This is a genomic window from Flavobacterium sp. ZB4R12 (assembly GCF_048276375.1).
Classification (GTDB): domain Bacteria; phylum Bacteroidota; class Bacteroidia; order Flavobacteriales; family Flavobacteriaceae; genus Flavobacterium; species Flavobacterium gawalongense.
This window is the reverse complement of sequence record NZ_JBLNKS010000016.1, coordinates 74,505-91,290: the sequence shown is the minus strand read 5'-3', so window position 1 is coordinate 91,290 and position 16,786 is coordinate 74,505. Positions and strand designations below refer to the sequence as shown.

Here is a 16,786-nt window from a genome sequence, read left to right as displayed (position 1 = left end):
TGCAAAAAAATTTATTTTTTTTTAATATGCCTTCGCAAACAACACTCTTCCTACTGAACTTTCCCCAGTAAAAACACAGCTTCCCGCTTCTTCTACCCTATCCAAAGGGATACATCTAATCGTAGCTTTGGTCAAATCTTTTATCTTCTCTTCAGTTGCTGCAGTTCCATCCCAATGAGCTGATACAAAGCCTCCTTTTGTGTCTAAAACTTGTTTAAACTCATCAAAACTATTTACTTCAGTAATATGCGTGTCGCGATAATTTAAAGCTTTATCAAACAAATCAATTTGAATTTGCTCTAATAAATCGCTGATATAAGTTACAATTCCATCTTTTGAAACAATTTCTTTAGTCAATGTATCTCTTCTTGCAACTTCAAAAGTACCATTCTCTAAATCTTTTGGACCAACAGCAATTCTAATAGGCACTCCTTTCAATTCATATTCATTGAATTTGAATCCTGGTTTTTGCGTAGTTCTATCATCATATTTAACCGCAATCTTTAATTTCTTCAATTGAGAAACTAAATCAGTAACTACAGTTGTTATTTCCTCTAATTGTTCATCCGTTTTGTGAATTGGAACAATTACCACCTGAATAGGCGCCAAACTTGGAGGTAAAACCAATCCTTTATCATCCGAATGTGTCATCACCAAAGCTCCCATTAATCGAGTAGAAACCCCCCATGAAGTTCCCCAAACGTGTTCTTGCTTTCCTTCGGCATTAGCAAATTTAACATCAAATGCTTTAGCAAAGTTTTGTCCTAAAAAGTGAGACGTTCCTGCCTGTAATGCTTTTCCATCTTGCATTAAAGCCTCTATACAATAGGTTTCCTCAGCCCCGGCAAAACGTTCTGTTTCAGTTTTAAAACCTTTAATTACCGGTATTGCCATAAAATTCTCTGCAAACTCAGCATATACATGCATCATTTTTTCAGATTCTTCAATAGCTTCCGCTTTCGTAGCATGAGCCGTGTGTCCTTCTTGCCATAAAAATTCTGCAGTTCGTAAAAACAATCTTGTTCTCATTTCCCATCGCACCACATTTGCCCATTGATTAATCAACAAAGGTAAATCTCTATAGGATTGCACCCATCCTTTGTATGTTGACCAAATAATAGCTTCACTAGTTGGACGAACGATTAATTCTTCTTCCAGTTTCGCATTAGGGTCCACCATAAGTTTCCCTGGTCTATCGGGATCGTTTTTTAATCTATAATGCGTTACAATAGCACATTCTTTTGCAAATCCTTCCGCATTTTTTTCTTCTGCCTCAAACATGCTTTTCGGAACAAATAAAGGAAAATAGGCATTTTGATGCCCCGTTTCTTTAAACATTCTGTCCAACTCAGCTTGCATTTTTTCCCATATGGCATAACCGTACGGTTTAATCACCATACAGCCTCTAACTCCTGAATTTTCGGCTAAATCGGCTTTTACAACCAACTCGTTATACCATTTTGAATAATCTTCTGATCTTGTAGTTAAGTTCTTACTCATATTGAATAGTTTGGCACAAATTTTGTTTTAATAATTTTAACTAAATAGTTCCGCAAAACTAACTATTTTTGTATTGTCCAACAATAAAAAACCCCATAGATATGAAAACTAGTACTTTTTCCCTTAAAAACGCATCAATTTATTATGTTGTTGGGTTTTTGAGTATTCTGTTAACCTCTTGTGGTTCTTACCAAAATAGTTCTTACTACGACGGGGATGGAATTTATGGAAATACCGCTAAAAAAACTATTGTGAGAGAGAATCAAGATACTCAAAATAATTACTACAAAAATTATTTTGGCTCTTTGCAGGACAACAATCAATCCGCTGAGATTTTTACCGATGTGGATAATTACAGCAATTACAATACTGATAATGATAGCATTCAGGCAACCTATTCCAATTATGGCGGATGGGGAAGCAATTCCCATGAAACCATAATAAATGTATCGCCTAATCACTGGAGTCTTTCGTTAGGATATGGATTGGGTTATCCTTATTATGGCTACGGATATGGTTATTCTGGCTTCGGCTGGAACTACCCTTATTATGGTTATGGCTATTCTAGCTTCGGGTGGAACTATCCTTATTATGGTTGGGGATATCCCGGTTGGAATTACCCTTATTATGGAGGAGGTTACTCATCTGGTTACTATAACAATTACTCATACAATCCAAGCAGAAGAGGTTCATCGTATTCTAACAGAGTGAACAGCAATAGAAATTATAGCACCAGAACTTCTAGGGATTATTCTCAAAACCCAACTAATAGTTATAGAGGAACAAACAATAGAAATTCTACTTATAATAGTACTAGAACAAGTCCTACTTTCACAAGAAATCAAAATCAGAATAATACTTTCAGTAATTCTAACCGAAGAACAAGCACAAACAGTTCTCGCAGCGAAAGCAATTCTCCTACAAGATCTTACACACCAAGTTCAAGAAGCGAAAGTAATTCTTCAAGATCATATAGCCCAAGCTCAAATAATTCTAATAATAGTGGTGGCGGTGGAAGATCATCTGGCGGTGGAGGCGGAAGAAGATAACTTTTACGTCTATTTGAATAAAAAGCTAAACCTTACCTGAAATAAAAATGAAAAAATATTTATTCCTACTATTAACAGGCTTCACTTTTAGTGCCGCACAATCACAAGAGACAACAGATGCGATCCGATATGCACAGGACAATTTGAATGGCACAGCACGTTTTAGAGCTATGGGCGGAGCTTTTGGAGCATTAGGAGGTGATTTATCTTCTATTAATATAAATCCTGCAGGGGCTGCTGTTTTTTCAAATAATCAGATTGCGGTGACATTAAGCAGTTACAATACGAAAAACAATTCCAATTATTTTGGCACTGAAACCACCGAGAAAGATAATTCCTTTGATTTAAATCAAGCTGGAGGTGTTTTTGTTTTTAACAACAGAAATTCAAATAGTAATTGGAAAAAGTTTTCAGTGGGAGTGAATTATGATAACGTAAATAATTACAATAATTCTCTATTTTCTGCTGGAACGAATCCAAATAATTCAGTTGATAACTATTTTTTAAGTTATGCTGATGGAGTTCCCCTAAATGTATTGAAAAACTCAAGCTATGGAAATTTAGATCATGGAGCGCAACAAGCATATTTAGGACATTGGGGTTATATAATAAATTCAGCAGATGAGAATAACCCAAATAACACACAATATATTTCAAATGTTCCTGCAGGTGGAAATTATTATCAAGAAAACACCATCAGCACTAATGGCTATAATGGAAAACTATCATTTAATGCTGCAACATCTTACAAAGATAAATTATACATAGGACTGAATTTAAACTCTCATTTTACCGATTACAGACAATCTACCAGTTTTTATGAAGACAATAGTGCCCCGTTAACTGATGAGTACACCGTAACAAGATTGCGTTTTGACAATGATTTATATACTTATGGAACTGGGTTTTCATTTCAAGTCGGCGCTATTGCAAAAGTCACTAATGAAGTTCGTTTAGGACTAGCCTACGAATCATCAACTTGGTATCACTTGAGTGATGAGTTTTCACAACGATTGGTTGCCGTGAGTAGCGCAACAAATCTACCTGACACCAATGATGTTGTTGATCCTCAAATTACAAATTACTACGCACCATACAAGTTACAAACACCAAGTAAACTGACAGGAAGTTTTGCTTATGTTTTTGGTAAATCAGGGCTGATAAGTATTGATTATGCTATGAAAGATTATAGCAACACCAAATTCAAACCAGAAAATGATTCTTATTTCAGTGATGTAAACAGCTATATGAATTCAGTTTTGGATAAAACCAACGAAGTAAGAGTGGGTGCTGAATATAAAATTGAGAAACTAAGCTTAAGAGCTGGATACCGTTACGAACAAAGTCCCTACAAAAACAAAACAACTGTTGGTAATTTGAAAGGATATTCAGGAGGTTTAGGTTATAATTTCGGTTCTACCAAAGTGGATTTATCGTATTCATCTTCGGAAAGAAATTCTCAGCAAGGTTTTTTTAGTCAAGGACTTACAGACGGTGCTAAAATAAATTCTATCAACAATACTATTTCTATGACTTTATTGTTTGAATTGTAATTCACAAAAAAACACTATTAAAAATCCGTTTCGTTATTATGGAACGGATTTTTTTTAGCCCTGATTACTTCACTTAATTTTCATTTTCATTTGAGTTCAGTGAACTTCGTTTGCAGTGAAAATCCTCCCGATTTTTTTCGGGAGATTGCAACGTATAGCAGGAATAGCTTCATGAAAAACATTGAAAAGAAATTGAAACAAGTTCAGTTTGAATAAAAAATTGTAATTTTGCAAAATTCCCAAATTATCGGGACTATAATGTTATGAGAACGAAGTCTTTAAAAAAGAATAAAATCAACGTAATCACTCTTGGGTGTTCGAAAAATGTATATGACAGTGAAGTGCTTATGGGACAGCTTCGCGCAAGCGGAAAAGACGTCACACACGAAGCTCCAGAAGCTGAAGAAGGAAATATTATTGTGATAAATACTTGTGGATTTATTGATAATGCTAAGGCAGAATCAGTAAACATGATTTTAGAATATGCCGATAAAAAAGAAAGAGGATTAGTTGACAAAGTTTTCGTTACAGGCTGTTTATCTGAACGTTACAGACCTGATTTAGAAAAAGAGATTCCAAATGTGGATCAATTTTTTGGTACTACTGAGTTGCCACAATTATTGAAAGCTTTAGGTGCCGATTATAAGCATGAATTACTGGGTGAGCGATTGACTACGACTCCAAAAAATTATGCGTATTTAAAAATTTCCGAAGGTTGCGACAGACCATGCAGTTTTTGCGCGATTCCATTAATGCGAGGAAAAAACGTTTCACAAACCATTGAAAAATTGGTAAAAGAAGCCGAAGGTTTAGCTAAAAATGGCGTGAAAGAATTGATTTTGATTGCTCAGGATTTGACTTATTATGGTCTGGATCTTTACAAAAAGAGAAATCTTGGTGAATTATTAGAAGCTTTGGTAAAAGTAGAAGGAATCGAATGGATTCGTTTGCACTACGCCTTCCCTACCGGTTTCCCAATGGACGTTCTGGAAATCATGAAGCGCGAGCCAAAAATTTGTAATTATATTGATATTCCGTTGCAACACATTTCAGATTCTATTTTGAAATCGATGCGTCGCGGAACAACTCAAGAGAAAACAACAAAATTATTGAAAGATTTCCGTGAAGCTGTTTCTGGAATGGCTATACGTACGACTTTGATTGTAGGTTACCCTGGAGAAACACAAGAAGATTTCAACATATTGAAAGATTTCGTTCAAGAAATGAAATTTGACAGAATGGGTTGTTTTGCTTATTCACACGAAGAAAATACGCATGCGTATTTATTGGAAGACGATGTTCCGGATACAGTAAAACAAGAACGTGCCAACGAAATTATGGAATTACAATCTCAAATTTCCTGGGATTTGAACCAAGAAAAAGTAGGTCAAACATTCAAATGTATCATCGACAGAAAAGAAGGTGGTCATTTTGTTGGACGCACTGAATTTGACAGTCCAGATGTAGATAACGAAGTTTTAATTGATGCTTCAAAGCATTATGTGAAAACTGGTGAATTTGTGATGATAAAAATTATCGAGGCTACAGAATTTGATTTGTATGGTGAGCCCGCTTAGATTTGTAATATAGTTTTTGAAAACCTTTTTAAAACATTTAATATGAAAATAGTTCAGTCATTATTAGTGAGCGCATTTATGTTATTATCTATTAATACCATTTCCGCACAATATGGAAATAGTGGCTATGGCGGAGGAGGTTATGGTAGAAACGGTTATGGAAGTGGTCGCATGAATAGTGGAATGGATCAAGGTAGAAGCCAGGAAAAACCAAAAGAAATTCCCGTTGAAGAAACTGTTGGTAAAATTATGGTCAGACTAAAACCAGCCCTAGTTCTTGACGAACTTCAGGAAATTGCTATTGCAAACATACTTACAGAAAGCATAAAACAACAAGGGGTTATATTAAAACAAGAAACGAATCAAAGCGATCAAATAAAAAATATCCAAATACTTTCTGAAAATACGGAAAGAAAGGTTGTGGAATTATTGAACGACGATCAAAAAGAAAAATACAAAATATTTTCTCAAGAAAGTAAAAATCCAAAAAAATCCAAAAAAAACAGATAATCCGTATTTTGGGACATAAAAATGCAATTTAAATATGAGAAAATCCTTTTACTGCCTAATTTCGGCTGTTATAATTACATCTTGCTCCACTAATCCTTACAAAGCCAGTGAGAAAGTATATGACAAAAAACTCAAAACATTAAAGGATCAGATTTCAACCAAAGAGTCACAGCCTTTGCCTTTTGTTACCGAAACCGCAATAAGTATCGACACTTTATACGCAAAACAATTGCATATTTTTAAAGATTCTATTTCAAAAATGGGGTCTACTCCTTTGCAAAATGGTATCAATACAGAATGGATAGGCACTGTAAATTTTAATTTGCGGAAGCCTAACTTTATAATTATCCATCATACTGCCCAAGATTCCCTACAACAAACTGTAAAAACGTTTACAAAAACTGAAACGCAGGTAAGTGCCCATTATGTAATTTCAGATAATGGCAAAGTGGTTCAAATGTTGAATGATTATCTAAGAGCTTGGCATGCCGGAACTGGTTCATGGGGAAAAAATACTGATATCAACTCGACATCTATAGGAATTGAACTGGATAATAACGGCACAGAGCCTTTTACTGAATTACAGATGAATAGTCTACTGGCACTATTGACTAAATTAAAAAAAGACTACAATATTCCTGCCCAAAACATCATTGGCCATTCTGATATTGCTCCAACCAGAAAAAAAGATCCAAGCGCTTTGTTCCCTTGGAAAATTTTAGCTGAAAAAGGATTTGGAATTTGGTCTGATGAAATATTAGAGACTGCTCCTCTCGATTTTAATGTTCAACAAGGATTGCAAATCATAGGATACGACACAAAGAATCTTTTGGCAGCCATTACAGCATTTAAATTGCATTATGTTCAATCTCAAGTTGATGACATAGTAGATGAAAACACTAAGAATATTATCTACTCTATATATAAGAAACAATAACTTATTCGTTCCAAAGTAATAACAGCAAAGCGTCTTTTTGAATTGTTCAAAAAGACGCTTTGCTGTTATTAAACCCCTTTTCCAACAAACTTACTTTATAAAGACACTCTTATTATTCAATAATAAAAAGCTGCCAAAGCACTTAAAAGCTTCATGAAAGCAAAGCAATTTACACAAGACTCAAAAAGCAGTTTTGTTGTTAAACCCTTTATTAAACCAACTCATTATATAAAAATTTTAACTTATATTCAATAAAAAAAAGCTGCCAAAACACTTAAAAGTATCTTGACAGCAAAAAAAAAAATATTGTTTTTAAATTAGAATGTATAAGTTGTCGCAAGTAAAACATATGCGTTTGAACCTGTCGGAAGTGCATCGCTATCAGAGAAAACATCTACAGATGAACTATCATATCTAATCTCAGGAATAATAGTCAAGTTTCCTACTTTATAGTTTAATGATAAAGTATTTCCAAGTATATTTCCACCTATAGCATTTGCTGAAAGTACATCTTTATCATCAAAATACTCTAATCTGTAAGCTAAGCTAACATTTTCTTTAACAGCGTAACTGGCATACCCTACTAATGAAAACCATTCTCCGTCTAAATTACTATCAAAATCATCCGCTACCATTGCATAAGTACCATTAAATCCTAAAGAGAATGCATCACTTAGTTTTTTAGAACCTACAAAATCAAATTGAGTTACGTTTTTATCAGAAACAGGATTAACACTGCCAGAAGTTACGTTAAAGTATGCACTTCCTGTATCTCCAACATATCCTAATTGACCGATAAACGTTTTTTGAGTAGAACCTGCATCAAGTGCTGATTTAAAATCGGTTGGATTAGTAACACCTGCCATGATACTGAACTTACCTGAAGTATATTGTGCTTTAACACCGGTATTAAAGAACGGTCCGTTAGTAAAAGCATAAGACATACTATAATTTTTGTTGTCTACTGCATCTAATAATTCGTATCCAATATGCGTTCCAAAACTACCCGCTATCATTTTGAATTTATCCGAAAACTCATAAGTAAAGTTTAATTGCTTAATCATAAAAGTATTAGCGGCATCATTATAAGTAAATTCACTTGCTCTGCTTCCAAAACCTAAATCTACAAAAACAGATGCTTTACCCATTTTGTGTGAAGCTTCAATAGATGCCATTCCTAATTCAAATGAATTGTGAGAGCCAGTAAAACTTGTTAAACCATTGCCTTGTTGATTAGAAAAATCATATTTATAATACATATCTGCTGAACCTGCAAAAGTTGTAGCTGGTGCTGGTGTCGTTTCTTGTGCAAATGTCATGCCCGTCGTTAGCATTAATGCTAAAATTAGTCCTGCTTTTTTCATCTTTAAGTTTAGTTTTAATTATTAATTTGGTTTGGTTATTATTTTTTATCTATACTATTTGTTGTGTTTTTTTAAATCAAAAAACCTTTTTTACAGTTATTCATTTAGTAGGCAAAACCCTTTTTCCTGAGGCGAATTTATTAACTTTTATTTTACTTAAATAAATAATAATTACTTTTTTGACTCTTTTTGATAAGAATTATCGATAACAAAGAAACATTCGGAAATAATATATATTTCCATCTTTTTAATGATATATTTTAAAAATCTCATAATTCATTTATTTACATAACCCCTGTTTTTTTACGTATTAAAACAAAAAACTATCTATTGTAAAAGACATTTTATCAATATTTTGAATACAAAAACACAAATACCCCACTAAAAAAACACATTGATTACTATTTTTAAATTTAATAGAAAAACAAACAACACTATTATTAACCTCGTTTTTTAATTAGAAATATAAGATCCTAAATAATAATGACAGGTTATTGTATCAATCCCGTTGAATAAAAAGAAGATTGCAAAAATACACAAACATATAAACACTTTGATTCATTTGAAACCATTTTTAGATTTATTAAAAAAGGTCAATTATTAATTTTTTCAAAATATTAAGTAATGAGATTGAAATAATGTCATATTTGTTTTTTAACTCAACCTCAGTCTTTATTGAGGTTTTGACATTATAATATGCGACAATATATCGTTCCTATTACTTATTAATGTTTGTTTTTGTCGCTTTCCTTTTAACACCTACGATTGTTTGTGTCATAGAGAAAAGTGCCGATACTTCTATTTTCTATGGTTTTTCTGAGGAAAAACAAGCACACAAGCAGATTAAAGTAATTTTTCATTATAATACTATATATGAAGGAATCAAATCATCAGGACTAACTTCAAGTCTTATTCTGTCAGAGAATTTGTCCAAACACGATACAATTGCTTCTACTATATTCATTCCCCCACCCGAACAGGTTTAACACATCGTGGATTTTAATATTTTAAAATCTAATTCTCTCATTTTTGTAATGTGAGCAAGTCTTTTGTGTTTAATTTTTAGTAAGGTATTATGACAAAAAAAATCAATCTTTTTGCTAATCTTAAATCTGATTTTGCGTCTGGTTTAGTGGTTTTTTTGGTGGCGCTTCCATTGTGTTTAGGTATTGCGATGGCTTCTGGTGCACCGTTATTTTCGGGAATTATTTCTGGCGTTATTGGCGGGATAGTTGTAGGTTATTTGAGTAAATCACATTTAAGTGTCTCCGAACCTGCAGCTGGTTTAACAGCTATTATTCTTACTGCAATTACTGATTTAGGTGCTTTTGATATTTTTTTAACCGCAGTTTTTATTGCAGGTTTAATCCAATTGGCATTGGGATTCATCAAAGCAGGAACTATTTCAAATTATTTCCCTACAAATGTTATTGAAGGAATGTTGGCCGGAATCGGAATTATTATAATTATGAAGCAACTGCCGCATGCTTTTGGCTACGACAGTGATTTTGAGAGCGATCAATCCTTTATGCAAACGGATGGAAGCAATACGTTTTCTGCATTATTCGGCATATTTGACTATGTTCAATTGGGCTCCATAATTATTACTGTAATCTCATTAATCATATTGATTGCTTGGGATAAATTTTCTTTTTTGAAAAAATTAAAATTAATTCCGGGTGCACTTATAGCCGTTATAGTTGGTGTTGTTTTAAATGAAATTTTCACATCAACGGGAAGCTCTTTGGCAATAGCCAAAGAACATTTGGTTTCATTACCGGTTCCGAAGACTTTTGAAGAATTCAAACAAATTATAGTTACTCCTAATTTTTCTGGAATTACTAATCCTAAAGTCTGGATTGTAGGCTTGACGATTGCCATTGTTGCTTCAATAGAAACGCTATTGTGTATTGAAGCGTCTGATAGAATGGATGTTCAAAAGCGTTACACCGATACCAACGTAGAGTTAAAAGCATAGGGAATTGGAAATATTGTCAGCTCCCTTTTAGGTGGTTTACCAATGACTTCGGTTGTTGTTCGTTCCTCTGCGAATAACAATGCTGGTGCAAAATCAAAAATGTCTGCTATTATTCATGGCGTGTTGTTATTGGTAAGTGTTGTTACAATTCCACTAATCTTGAATAAAATCCCATTGGCTACATTAGCAGCCATATTACTATTAGTGGGATATAAACTGGCTAAACCATCAACATTCAAGCATTTTTGGAAAAAAGGAAAATACCAATTTGTGCCTTTTATCGCCACTTTATCAGCCGTTGTATTCCCCGATTTATTAAAAGGTGTGGCTCTAGGGATTGTCATCAGTATTATATTTATTTTGAAAGGCAACCTTAAACGAGCGTACTATTTTAGAAAAGAAGAGTATGCAGATGGCGATGTCATTCATATCGATTTAGCACAAGAAGTTTCTTTTTTAAATAAAGCAGCAATCAAGTTAACATTAAATCATATTCCTGAAAATTCTAAAGTAATTATTAATGCACAGGATACGGTTTACATTGCCCATGATATTTTGGACTTAATCCATGAATTTAAAACCATAAAAGCCAAAAATGACAATATAAAAGTTAAGCTTAAAGGGTTTAAAAAAGCGTATCAGTTAGAAAATAGTGAGGAGACGACAAACAAAGTTACCGTTGAGCACTATTATGATGCTGCAAAAAGAAAAACAATTAAAAGAGAAATCGTCACTGAAGAATTTTATGATTAAATCATAAATAACGAGCCTTTAATTAATCTCTTTTTTCATCTCAATTATTTTATTAAGTAAAAAAATTGATTTTAATAATTTTTAACGAAACAAAAAAATGAGCGATTTTTATAAAAAAATATTAGACAATAATAAAAAATGGGTTGAAACTTCTTTAGCCAGCGATCCAAATTATTTTGAAGATTTAGCTAAAGGCCAAACACCGCCATTATTATGGATTGGCTGTTCTGACAGTAGAGTTCCTGCTAATGAAATCGTAGGAGCAAAACCAGGAGAAGTATTCGTCCATAGAAACATAGCCAATATGGTAATCCATACTGACATGAATATGTTAAGTGTTCTGGATTATGCCGTGAATGTTTTAAAAGTAAAGCATGTACTTGTTTGTAGCCACTATGGTTGCGGAGGTATAAAAGCTGCGATGGGAAATGAATCTATCGGTATTATTGACAACTGGATTCGTCACATAAAAGACGTATACCGTTTGCATCATATTTATTTGGATTCCATTATTAATGAAACGGATCGTTTCAATAAGTTTTTGGAACTCAACGTAAAAGAACAGGTTTTTGATTTAGCCAAAACTTCTATTGTGCAATCTGCTTGGAAAAACGGACAGGACTTAACTTTACATGGTTGGGCTTACGGATTGAATTCGGGTTTCGTAACTGATTTGGATGTCAATATCAGTTCAGAAAAAGATTTGGACCAAGTTTATCAATTAAAATTCTAAAAGCAATCGTTTGTACTTATTACTATTATAATTAGCAACAATTCTTCGTTTTAAGAAGTATTGCATCCATACTGGAAGAGGCTGTCTAAAAACATAGACAGCCTCTTTTTATAAACTCTGATTTAGTTTCTTTAATACGTAAAAGTCACACCCGCTACTAAAAATTGTTTTCCAAATGGTTCCAAATTAGTTTTATTTGAAGCTGCATTATAAGTATAATTTAACCAAATTGGCATGGTAATACTTTCGCTTAATTGAATGTCTTTTGACACAGTACATCCTAGGTTAACAAATGAGGGTTTATTATAATCAGCAAAAGTATAATATTCTGCTTTATTATTAAGAACAGCTCCCACAACAGGAGCGATATTTAATCCTAAGGGAGCTTCAAAATCATATCCAATTTCCATATAAGTAGTGAAATTTTGTTTTCCTTTTTCATCTTTATATCTAAAATCATTTCCTGCAATTAAGGTGCTTAAAGTAAACCAAATTGGCACCCCTTTTTCAGAAAAACCAAACAGAAACTGCAAATCAATTGATTGTGATCCATCATTCCCAAAATTGAAAAAATCATTTGAAACGCCTTCTTGTTTGTCTGTAGATGGCCAATAATAATCCTGCAATGAAACAGTCAAATAATCTGTAATGGCATAATTAAAAATAAAATCTAACTCTTGGTACCCTTTTGAAGCCCCATTTGCATCATAATATTCTTTTTTGAAATTGTGTGTTGCCCAAAAACCCACAGAGAATTTATCACTCACATTATAATTTCCATACAATTGTGCTACAGGATATTTACCTCCCCAAGATTGTCCTCTCCAAATATATCGACTGGCAATATCGAGATTTATATCCCATTTTTTTTTAACTTTTACGGTGTCAATGGCATTTTCTTGTGCAAATAGTATGCTATTCGTCAACATTAATACAAAAATAAGTCCTGCTTTTTTCATGCTTGATTTTGGTTGTTAATTTTAAAATTCGATTTCTATTCTTAATTAAAATTATTCGATGATTATCGATTTCATATTCATAAATTCTTTTATTCCAATGTCAGATAATTCTCTTCCGTAACCTGATTTTTTTATTCCTCCAAAAGGAATTCTGGAATCAGAACGCACCAATGCGTTTATAAAAACATTTCCTGCTTCAATTTTTCGTGCCAATCTATATGCATTTTCACGATCTTCGGTCCAAATTGCCGATGCCAATCCATATCTATGATTATTGGCTATCGCAACAGCATCATTTTCATCTTTAGCTCTAATTAGGGTTGCCAATGGGCCAAAAATTTCTTCTTGAAAAGCAATATTATTGGAATCCACAAAATCAATTAATGTAGGTTGGAAATTGCAATCTTCACGCACCCCTCCTACCACTAATTTCGCACCTTGCTGCAACGATTTTTCTAATTGACGACTCAATTTTTCGGCCAAATCCAATCGAGCCAAAGGCCCCATATTGATTCCGCTCTTCAATGGATTTCCTTGCTGCAATGCGTTAATTTTTTGGGCAAGAAGGCCTGCAAATTCATCGGCAACTTTTTCAGTAACAATAAAACGTTTGGCACAAATACAAGCCTGACCGGCATTAAGCATTCTGGATTGAGTGGCGATAGTAGCTGCTTTTTCAAGATTGGCATCATTCAAAACAATAAATGCATCCGAACCGCCCAACTCCATAACTGATTTTTTGATGTGCTTTCCAGCCAATGAAGCTACAGAAGAACCCGCCATTTCACTCCCTGTCAAAGTTACGCCACAGACAATATCCGAAGCGATTACACTTTCCACTTGTGTAATATCTATGGTTATTTGTTGAAAAACACCTTCTGGAAAACCAGCTTCCAAAAATGCACTTTCAATAGCTTTGGCACAGCCAATAACATTTGGTGCATGTTTCAAAAGCGTCACATTGCCCGCCATAATTGCCGGTGCGGCATAACGAAGTACTTGCCAAAAAGGGTAATTCCAAGGCATAATCGCAAAAACGGCTCCCATTGGGTCATAAACAGACAGGCTTCTGAAAGGCGTGTCATACTGCTGATCCTTCAACATTTTCTCTGCATTCTCCGCATAAAAATCACAGTTTCCGGCTGATTTTTCCACTTCGCTAATTCCTTCAGATAGAATTTTACCCATTTCATTGGTAATGAGTAATCCCAACTCTTCTTTGTTTACTCTCAGAATATTAGCCAATTTTTTCATTTTATCAGCCCTCTCCTGAAAAGATGCATTCCGCCAATTCTTAAAAGCACTTTCTGATAATTTCAGTTTTTGATTCAATTGTGCATTCGTCAACACTTCGTGTTCTGCAATAATCGCTCTTGAAAATGGGTTTATTGATTTGAATATCATTTTATTTTTTGTTTAAAGTTTAATGCTGTTCGTTTAAAATTCCTTGAAAGACCTCATTACGATTGAACACTATTTAATGGTTCTCGCTTAATTTAGTGTTTGGATCCAAAGGCCAAAACATCAGTATCGAACAATTTCCGCTTCTAGGATCATCTAAATAATCGAATAATGGTTCCACCGGAATGAATCCGCATTTGGTTTGAGCCGTAACAGTTGGGTCTATGATTTCACCTTTGATTAATTTATCACAATATTCTGCAATTGTCATTTGACCTTTTACTTTGTCATAACCAATAGGCATCCCAGCTGTCATTTGTCCTTTGCAACCTAATGCCTTGGCCACATCCTGACGCGCATTATAAATTTCCCTTCCAATACCTTTTCCTTGGTAATCCGGATGAACAGAAACATCCAACCCATAAATCCATTCGGCTTTAGGATCGTGTGTTCCCAACCATAAATCATCTGAAATTTCCAAAAAAGTATGATGTCCTTTGTGGTAATTTTGAAGCAAAGTCGTGCAAGAAGCGATCACATTATCACCATCTAAAACAATAAATTGTCCCTCTGGAAAAATCTCCAAATGTCTTTTATATTTTTCTTCAGTAATTAATTCTTCAGCAGACAAAGTAGGAAAAACTATTTCTTGCAATTCCGCTTGTTGTTTTGCATGTTCCGGTAAAGGAGTTTGTAAAGTGTATTTCCCTAAAATTTCTTTTTTCATAAATTGACGACTCCTTTGAATACTAATAAAGTTATAAAAAGATTGGCGCTAAATTAAGAGAATTAGAATTATACGCCTTATCGTTGGGGGGAAATATTTTTTATTGTTCCTAAAATGATTAAAATGAAGAACAAATTGAGTACGGTTTAGCTATTATTTCACAAGCAATGAGTATTGCAGATGAATATATGATTCAAAATAACTTATGTTTTGTACTGAAAAATGGGCTTATTTATTAGACAAAAAATCTAAAAAAACAGTTGCCAGTACTAAATTTCGGATTTTCAATATTGTCCCATCCTGAAATATCGATACACAAAAAACATCGTTATGGAAGAAACCACACATTATACTTATGCAAATAGTCTCGAATCTTTATTCCTGATTCTTTAAGATCTTCCACTTTCCAATTCCCCTCTGACTTAGCTGATTTTTCGTTTGGCAATTGGTGGTGGAATCGCTGCGATTATTAAGCCTAAAAATTAATTTTGGAAAATTATATTGAAAAAAAGAGTAAAAGTTAACTTTCACCCTTTTTATTGTCCCAAAACCCCTTCAATCTTCTCTAGTTCCTCTTTGGAAAAATCCAGATTTTGTAGACTGTCAATATTATTATTTAATTGACTAACAGAACTGGCACCAATCAAAACAGAAGTGATTCGGTTGTCTTTTAATAGCCAAGCCAAAGCCATTTGTGCCAAAGACTGATTTCGTCCTTTCGCTATTTCGTTCAACGCTATAATCTTTTGCACTTTTGCTTCAGAAACTTCTTCTAATTGCAAATGTCCATTTGGATTCGAAGCTCTTGAATTTTCCGGAATTCCTTTCAGGTATTTATCCGTTAAAAGTCCTTGTGCCAAAGGCGAAAAAGCAATACATCCCACTCCTTTTTCTTCCAGAACGTCCAGTAAACCCTCTTCTGGTTCTCTAACAAACATCGAGTATTTTACTTGATGAATCAGGCAAGGTGTTCCTAATCGTTTAAGAATTTCAGTTGCTTCCTTTGTTTGTTCCGCATTGTAATTAGAAATTCCAGCATACAACGCTTTTCCGCTTCGCACGGCATAATCCAAAGCCATCATGGTTTCTTCCAAAGGCGTTTCCGGGTCAAAACGATGCGAATAAAAAATATCCACATAATCCAAATTCATTCGCTTCAAACTCTGGTCTAAACTCGATAATAAATATTTACGGGAACCCCAGTCGCCATAAGGACCATCCCACATGGTGTAACCGGCTTTGGTCGTAATTACGATTTCATCGCGCAGGTTTCCCTGAAAATTATTCTTCAGGATTTTACCAAAATTGGTCTCTGCAGAACCCGGAACCGGACCGTAATTGTTAGCCAAATCAAAATGGGTAATTCCCTTATCAAAAGCGGCTTTGACAATATTTTCTCCATTTTCAAAACTATCCACCGAGCCGAAGTTATGCCATAATCCTAAAGAAATTTGTGGCAGTAATAAGCCACTTTTTCCACATCTGTTGTATTTCATTTATTTGTTTTTTTAATCAAATTCTAATTTAGGTTTTTTAGTCAGTTGCGAAAGATAGTAAAATGTCAATTAGTAATAAAAAACACCAACCAGTGTTTTAATAAATCAAAGAAACACAAGACGTGAACTTCCCTGATTAAAAAAATTTTACTCTTTTACGGAAAACCGTAAAGAATGTTTAAAAAAGTGGCTGTAATTTGTAAATTAACAAAATCATGTTAATAAGATAATTCTTAAGCTACCATTGTT

The 16,786-nt window shown here is 33.8% G+C and carries 13 protein-coding genes and 1 pseudogene; 8 read left to right on the top strand and 6 right to left on the bottom strand.

Annotated features, from left to right (window positions below; all coding sequences use genetic code 11):
* Window positions 1–21: 21 nt before the first annotated feature.
* Window positions 22–1,500 (bottom strand): proline--tRNA ligase, encoded by a 1,479-nt coding sequence (gene proS / locus ACNO7W_RS12820; RefSeq protein ID WP_417938438.1) that lies wholly within the window; start codon window positions 1,498–1,500, stop codon window positions 22–24.
* Between the two features lie 101 nt (window positions 1,501–1,601).
* On the opposite strand from proS, the gene ACNO7W_RS12815 reads away from it, so the two are divergent.
* From ACNO7W_RS12815 to ACNO7W_RS12795, 5 genes are all read left to right on the top strand, one after another.
* Window positions 1,602–2,549: a hypothetical protein gene (locus ACNO7W_RS12815; RefSeq protein WP_417938437.1), complete on the top strand. Its 948-nt coding sequence runs from the start codon at window positions 1,602–1,604 to the stop codon at window positions 2,547–2,549.
* Window positions 2,550–2,596: 47 nt separating this feature from the next.
* Complete coding sequence (locus ACNO7W_RS12810; protein WP_417938436.1) at window positions 2,597–4,102, top strand: OmpP1/FadL family transporter; 1,506 nt, start codon at window positions 2,597–2,599, stop codon at window positions 4,100–4,102.
* Between the two features lie 263 nt (window positions 4,103–4,365).
* On the top strand, window positions 4,366–5,679 hold the full coding sequence (rimO, locus tag ACNO7W_RS12805) for a 30S ribosomal protein S12 methylthiotransferase RimO (protein ID WP_417938435.1): 1,314 nt from the start codon (window positions 4,366–4,368) through the stop codon (window positions 5,677–5,679).
* A gap of 42 nt (window positions 5,680–5,721) precedes the next feature.
* Window positions 5,722–6,189 carry a hypothetical protein gene (locus ACNO7W_RS12800; protein WP_143386748.1) on the top strand — a complete coding sequence of 156 codons (468 nt, stop codon included), beginning with the start codon at window positions 5,722–5,724 and terminating at the stop codon, window positions 6,187–6,189.
* Window positions 6,190–6,223: 34 nt separating this feature from the next.
* On the top strand, window positions 6,224–7,126 hold the full coding sequence (locus ACNO7W_RS12795) for an N-acetylmuramoyl-L-alanine amidase (RefSeq protein ID WP_143386749.1): 903 nt from the start codon (window positions 6,224–6,226) through the stop codon (window positions 7,124–7,126).
* 317 nt (window positions 7,127–7,443) lie between these two features.
* Here ACNO7W_RS12795 and ACNO7W_RS12790 read toward each other — a convergent pair whose 3' ends face one another.
* The gene (locus ACNO7W_RS12790) at window positions 7,444–8,490 is read right to left on the bottom strand and encodes an outer membrane beta-barrel protein (protein ID WP_417938434.1); all 1,047 of its coding nucleotides are present in this window, start codon (window positions 8,488–8,490) and stop codon (window positions 7,444–7,446) included.
* 728 nt (window positions 8,491–9,218) lie between these two features.
* On the opposite strand from ACNO7W_RS12790, the gene ACNO7W_RS12785 reads away from it, so the two are divergent.
* The 3 genes and pseudogenes from ACNO7W_RS12785 (at window position 9,219) to can (ending at window position 11,954) form a co-directional block, all read left to right on the top strand.
* A complete protein-coding gene (locus ACNO7W_RS12785) occupies window positions 9,219–9,476 on the top strand; it encodes a hypothetical protein (RefSeq protein ID WP_417938433.1) in 258 nt (85 codons plus the stop codon).
* 89 nt (window positions 9,477–9,565) lie between these two features.
* Window positions 9,566–11,221 (top strand): annotated as a pseudogene (locus tag ACNO7W_RS12780) (SulP family inorganic anion transporter).
* 97 nt (window positions 11,222–11,318) lie between these two features.
* Entirely contained in the window at window positions 11,319–11,954 is a 636-nt protein-coding gene (gene can, locus ACNO7W_RS12775; protein WP_417938432.1) for a carbonate dehydratase, read from the top strand.
* Between the two features lie 131 nt (window positions 11,955–12,085).
* Here can and ACNO7W_RS12770 read toward each other — a convergent pair whose 3' ends face one another.
* From ACNO7W_RS12770 to ACNO7W_RS12755, 4 genes are all read right to left on the bottom strand, one after another.
* Entirely contained in the window at window positions 12,086–12,913 is an 828-nt protein-coding gene (locus tag ACNO7W_RS12770; RefSeq protein ID WP_417938430.1) for a hypothetical protein, read from the bottom strand.
* 51 nt (window positions 12,914–12,964) lie between these two features.
* Entirely contained in the window at window positions 12,965–14,317 is a 1,353-nt protein-coding gene (locus ACNO7W_RS12765; RefSeq protein WP_143386755.1) for an NAD-dependent succinate-semialdehyde dehydrogenase, read from the bottom strand.
* 73 nt (window positions 14,318–14,390) lie between these two features.
* Window positions 14,391–15,041, bottom strand: coding sequence for a GNAT family N-acetyltransferase (locus ACNO7W_RS12760; protein WP_417938429.1), 651 nt, complete (start codon window positions 15,039–15,041; stop codon window positions 14,391–14,393).
* Window positions 15,042–15,577: 536 nt separating this feature from the next.
* Window positions 15,578–16,537, bottom strand: coding sequence for an aldo/keto reductase (locus ACNO7W_RS12755; protein ID WP_417938428.1), 960 nt, complete (start codon window positions 16,535–16,537; stop codon window positions 15,578–15,580).
* Window positions 16,538–16,786 lie beyond the last annotated feature (249 nt).

Excerpts from the sequence above, each read along its gene's own strand:
- proS (WP_417938438.1), bottom strand. The coding sequence starts at position 1,500 with ATGAGTAAGAACTTAACTACAAGATCAGAAGATTATTCAAAATGGTAT.
- ACNO7W_RS12815 (WP_417938437.1), top strand. The coding sequence starts at position 1,602 with ATGAAAACTAGTACTTTTTCCCTTAAAAACGCATCAATTTATTATGTT.
- ACNO7W_RS12810 (WP_417938436.1), top strand. The coding sequence starts at position 2,597 with ATGAAAAAATATTTATTCCTACTATTAACAGGCTTCACTTTTAGTGCC.
- rimO (WP_417938435.1), top strand. The coding sequence starts at position 4,366 with ATGAGAACGAAGTCTTTAAAAAAGAATAAAATCAACGTAATCACTCTT.
- ACNO7W_RS12800 (WP_143386748.1), top strand. The coding sequence starts at position 5,722 with ATGAAAATAGTTCAGTCATTATTAGTGAGCGCATTTATGTTATTATCT.
- ACNO7W_RS12795 (WP_143386749.1), top strand. The coding sequence starts at position 6,224 with ATGAGAAAATCCTTTTACTGCCTAATTTCGGCTGTTATAATTACATCT.
- ACNO7W_RS12790 (WP_417938434.1), bottom strand. The coding sequence starts at position 8,490 with ATGAAAAAAGCAGGACTAATTTTAGCATTAATGCTAACGACGGGCATG.
- ACNO7W_RS12785 (WP_417938433.1), top strand. The coding sequence starts at position 9,219 with ATGTTTGTTTTTGTCGCTTTCCTTTTAACACCTACGATTGTTTGTGTC.
- can (WP_417938432.1), top strand. The coding sequence starts at position 11,319 with ATGAGCGATTTTTATAAAAAAATATTAGACAATAATAAAAAATGGGTT.
- ACNO7W_RS12770 (WP_417938430.1), bottom strand. The coding sequence starts at position 12,913 with ATGAAAAAAGCAGGACTTATTTTTGTATTAATGTTGACGAATAGCATA.
- ACNO7W_RS12765 (WP_143386755.1), bottom strand. The coding sequence starts at position 14,317 with ATGATATTCAAATCAATAAACCCATTTTCAAGAGCGATTATTGCAGAA.
- ACNO7W_RS12760 (WP_417938429.1), bottom strand. The coding sequence starts at position 15,041 with ATGAAAAAAGAAATTTTAGGGAAATACACTTTACAAACTCCTTTACCG.
- ACNO7W_RS12755 (WP_417938428.1), bottom strand. The coding sequence starts at position 16,537 with ATGAAATACAACAGATGTGGAAAAAGTGGCTTATTACTGCCACAAATT.